Raw genomic sequence first — 4,054 nt, 5'->3', positions numbered from 1 at the left:
TTAACCCGCATATGTTACCAGGCCGCTCGAAAAATCCATAAATAACATTGTTATTCAATAACTTGTTATTAAATATGCTGAGTAACACTTCGTCACCGCCACATTATGCGCTTTTTCCTTGGATCTTTCCGCCCAGGCCGTTCGAACGATCTGAACGAAAATCTCTCCGGGAAAAATGCGCATCCTGGTGAAACATGCGGGTTAAGCTTGTAAGCTGAGCATTGTGATCAGGGGCAGAGGGTGTTTGAGGCTTGTTGATCGGACAGAAACTACCATTTATCCAGAAATCAGGGTAGGTTTCTGGCAATCGGAGAGGCCCTGAGCTAGTATTTAACCCATGAAAAGGTATGCGATTTTTCTTCTGTTGCTGATGGTATCAGCCGTCCAGGCTGAAATTTACAAATGGGTGGACAGTGCCGGAAATGTTCACTACGGTGACCAACCGGAAACAAGCAAGGCAAAGAAAATGCAGAAACTGCCAGGTTTGTCCACTTATGCACCGCCACCTGTGCCTGAGCCGGTAAAACCGCAGCTCAAGGAAACTGAAGACAATCAGCCCGTGAGGGAAGAGGAGCCCCCCCCGCGAAGGCCTTTTCCTACCGTGAATTGACCATCATCAGTCCCGATGACGGTGGAACAGTGCGCAGCAGTCCGGGCACCGTTTCCGTCTTCGTCGCGCTGGCACCGGTACTGCGCAAAGGCGATTACCTGAAAGCCATTCTGGATGGCAAGGCGTTGGAGAAGAAGTACTACAGCACAGTGATCCAACTGGAGACCATCGACAGGGGTATGCACCAACTGGCGGTTGCCGTGTATGACAAGCGTGTATGACAAGACCGGCAAGATGCTGTTGCAGTCTCAAACTGTCAGTTTCCAGCTGCACAGGACCATTGCCAGGCAGCGCTCGCCGAGAGGCTGAACCCTGCCTTTTGGGCGCCGTAAAGTTGCCTGAAAAGAATCCACCGATGTCGCCGTCTTCCGACAATTACTCCCGTGATCTGCCTGGCTGGATTCTGTCCAGTCAGGTGACCGCGCTGGTATTGTTCGACCGTGATCTGACCATTGTGTACATGAACGCCGCGGCAGAGATGCTGCTGTCAGTCAGTGCGCGCATGGTGCTGGGACAGCCAATGGATCAGCTGTTGCGCTGTCCACAGGATGTCATGCTGCAGCATCTCAGGACAGTCACCGAAAGCAATCAGCCCCTTACCGAGCGGGAGATCATCCTGTCCCTTCCCGACGGCCACAGCATCACGGTGGATTGCACGCTGGTGCCCGTGGACAGCGACCAGCGGCAGGGAATGGTGCTCGCAGAGATCCGGCGCGTTGACAGACAGCTGCGACTGACCCGGGAAGAACAGCTCATCAGCCAGAATCTGGCTACGCGGGACCTGATCCGCGGACTGGCCCATGAAATAAAGAACCCTTTGGGCGGTGTGCGGGGCGCAGCCCAACTGCTGGCCATGGAGCTGGAAGATACTGAGCTGGGGGAATATACCAACATCATTGTCGAGGAAGTCGACCGCCTGAAATCCCTGGTCGACCAGATGCTGGGTTCACGACAGCTTCCCGTGATGCGCAGTGTCAACATTCATCACATACTCGAGCGTGTCTGCACCATCATTGAAGCCGATCCAGAACACGGAGCGGTATTGCAGCGGGATTACGACCCAAGCATCCCGGATCTCCAGGGGGATGCCGACCAGCTCATCCAGGCCATCCTGAATATCGTGCAGAACGCGGTGCAGGCAACGGGGGGCAAAGGCCATATCCTGTTGCAGACCCGCGTATTGCGGCAGTTTACGCTGGCGAACAAGCGGCACCGGCTGGTAGCCCAGCTCAATATCATCGATGATGGGCCCGGCATACCACCGGAGATACAGGAGCGAGTGTTCTATCCCATGGTGTCGGGGAAATCCGAGGGAACAGGGCTGGGGCTGTCATTGGCGCAATCCCTGATCAACCGCCACGGTGGTTTGATAGAATTCACCAGCGAGCCCGGAAAAACCGTGTTTACCCTTTATCTGCCCCTGGAAAACAATCTATGAGCAACGCCACTGCTGTCTGGATCGTGGATGACGATCGTTCCATTCGCTGGGTGCTGGAAAAAGCACTGGCCAAGGCCGGTTTCGACGTGCGTAGTTTCGAGCATCCCGGCGACCTGCTCAAGGCTTTGCAGGCCTATGAACCTGCCGTTATCGTCTCTGACATCCGTATGCCTGAGATGGACGGTTTGACCCTGCTGGGTAAAATTCATGAGCTGCAGCCCGAACTGCCGGTCATCATCATGACGGCGCACTCGGATCTGGACAGTGCGGTCAAGGCGTATGATGTGGGCGCGTTCGAGTATCTGCCCAAGCCCTTCGACCTGCAGGACGCTGTCGACCAGGTGGGGCGGGCGGTCGCCAGCCGTAAGAAAGATACAGCCTCCGATGGAAGCGAGCTGGGCGAAAATGCCGGTATCATCGGAGAAGCAGCTTCCATGCAGGAAGTATTCCGGGCGATTGGGCGTTTGGCCAAATCCAATATCTCTGTGCTCATCAATGGAGAGTCAGGCACGGGAAAGGAGCTTGTGGCACGTGCCCTGCACGAACACAGTCCCCGGGCGGAGCAACCCTTTATCGCCCTGAATATGGCAGCCATTCCCCGTGAACTCATGGAGTCTGAGCTGTTCGGTCACGAGAAGGGAGCCTTTACCGGCGCCCAGACCCGGCGCGTCGGGCGTTTTGAGCAGGCAGAGGGTGGCACTCTGTTCCTGGACGAGATCGGCGATATGCCGGCCGAAGCCCAAACCCGTCTGTTGCGCGTGCTGGCCGATGGTGAATTCTACCGCGTGGGCGGTGGCAGTACGGTCAGGGCCAATGTGCGTATCATCGCAGCAACCCACCAGGACCTGGAAGAACAGGTTGCCCGGGGGCGCTTCAGGGAGGACCTGTTTCACCGGCTCAATGTCATTCGCATCCACATTCCTCCCTTGAGGGAGCGGCGGGAGGATATCGGCGTGCTGATGGAGCATTTCCTGCGCAAGGCGGCCCAGGAACTGGAAGTCGAAGCAAAGCGGCTGACGCCGGATGCGCACACCCGGCTACAGGAATTTTCCTGGCCTGGCAACGTCCGTCAGCTGGAAAATACGGCGCGCTGGCTGACCGTAATGGCATCGGGGCAGGATATCTATCCACAGGATCTGCCGCCTGAAATCAGCGCTGAGACGGGTGAATCAGGTGCTCCGGCTTCAGCGGGTGGCGACTGGCGCGCCATGCTGCAGGACTGGGTGGCTGCCAGCTACGAGGCAGGCCAGACAGGGCTTCTCAACGAGGTGGAAACCGTCATGATCAAAGCCGCGCTGCTGGCGACGGGGGACCGCAGGCAGGAAGCGGCGCAGCTGCTGGGCTGGGGAAGAAACACGCTGACGCGAAAGCTCAAGGATATTGAATAGCCACTACCATTTCCATGGCTTCAGCAAGGCGATGACCAGCGCAACCAGCGCTAAAATGATGAACAATTCTATAAACATATTCCCGAGGTTCTAACGAATGGATCTGACCAGCATTGAACTGCCAGGCTCCAGGATTACGGAAATCAGGCTTGACGGTGACGAAGTGCGTGTATGCTTCGGACCTGCTTGCCTGATCAAGACCATGACCGGTTCTGAAGAGCGTACCAAGTGGCGGCAGAATATTGAACTGGTTTTTGAAAATGCCGAACTGCTCGAAGGTGGCACACTGGATCTGCCTGCTACCTGCAGTGGCGGTGATGTCGGTGAGAACATCTATACATACCGGGACATGATTCCGGTTCCTCTGGAAAGCCGTGGCCAGGCATATTGCGACCTTGGTGTGGAAGGTGGTGCGGTGCGTATTCGTGTACAGGCAGAAGGCGTCAGGCTGGCGCGAGAGGGCATGCCGAAATATATCGAGCATTTACGGGGCTGAGTTTTTACCGCTGCCGGTGGTGCCATTCGGGGAGGAGTTACTCGATCCCCAGTTTCTGTTTCGTCTCTTTCAGATAGTCGTCGGCAAAGGCACGCAATTCTGTCGCTAGTGTAGTGTTGCGT

Annotated in this window: 5 protein-coding genes; all 5 read left to right on the top strand. The window is 56.3% G+C overall.

The window, feature by feature from the left end:
- Positions 1-337 precede the first annotated feature (337 nt).
- The gene (locus ACOCD2_RS13670) at positions 338-610 is read left to right on the top strand and encodes a DUF4124 domain-containing protein (RefSeq protein WP_293648704.1); all 273 of its coding nucleotides are present in this window, start codon (positions 338-340) and stop codon (positions 608-610) included.
- The gene (locus ACOCD2_RS13665; protein WP_293648705.1) at positions 607-831 is read left to right on the top strand and encodes a hypothetical protein; all 225 of its coding nucleotides are present in this window, start codon (positions 607-609) and stop codon (positions 829-831) included. Before ACOCD2_RS13670 ends, ACOCD2_RS13665 begins: the two co-directional genes overlap by 4 nt.
- Before the next feature lie 134 nt (positions 832-965).
- The gene (glnL, locus tag ACOCD2_RS13660; protein WP_293648707.1) at positions 966-2,048 is read left to right on the top strand and encodes a nitrogen regulation protein NR(II); all 1,083 of its coding nucleotides are present in this window, start codon (positions 966-968) and stop codon (positions 2,046-2,048) included.
- Positions 2,045-3,436 carry a nitrogen regulation protein NR(I) gene (gene ntrC, locus ACOCD2_RS13655; RefSeq protein ID WP_293648710.1) on the top strand — a complete coding sequence of 464 codons (1,392 nt, stop codon included), beginning with the start codon at positions 2,045-2,047 and terminating at the stop codon, positions 3,434-3,436. Before glnL ends, ntrC begins: the two co-directional genes overlap by 4 nt.
- Before the next feature lie 97 nt (positions 3,437-3,533).
- Positions 3,534-3,932, top strand: coding sequence for a hypothetical protein (locus tag ACOCD2_RS13650; RefSeq protein ID WP_293648713.1), 399 nt, complete (start codon positions 3,534-3,536; stop codon positions 3,930-3,932).
- Positions 3,933-4,054: the final 122 nt, after the last annotated feature.

The sequence above is a fragment of the Thiolapillus sp. genome (assembly GCF_048562965.1).
GTDB lineage: Bacteria > Pseudomonadota > Gammaproteobacteria > Chromatiales > Chromatiaceae > Thiolapillus > Thiolapillus brandeum_A.
This window is presented reverse-complemented; position numbering and strand designations above follow the sequence as displayed.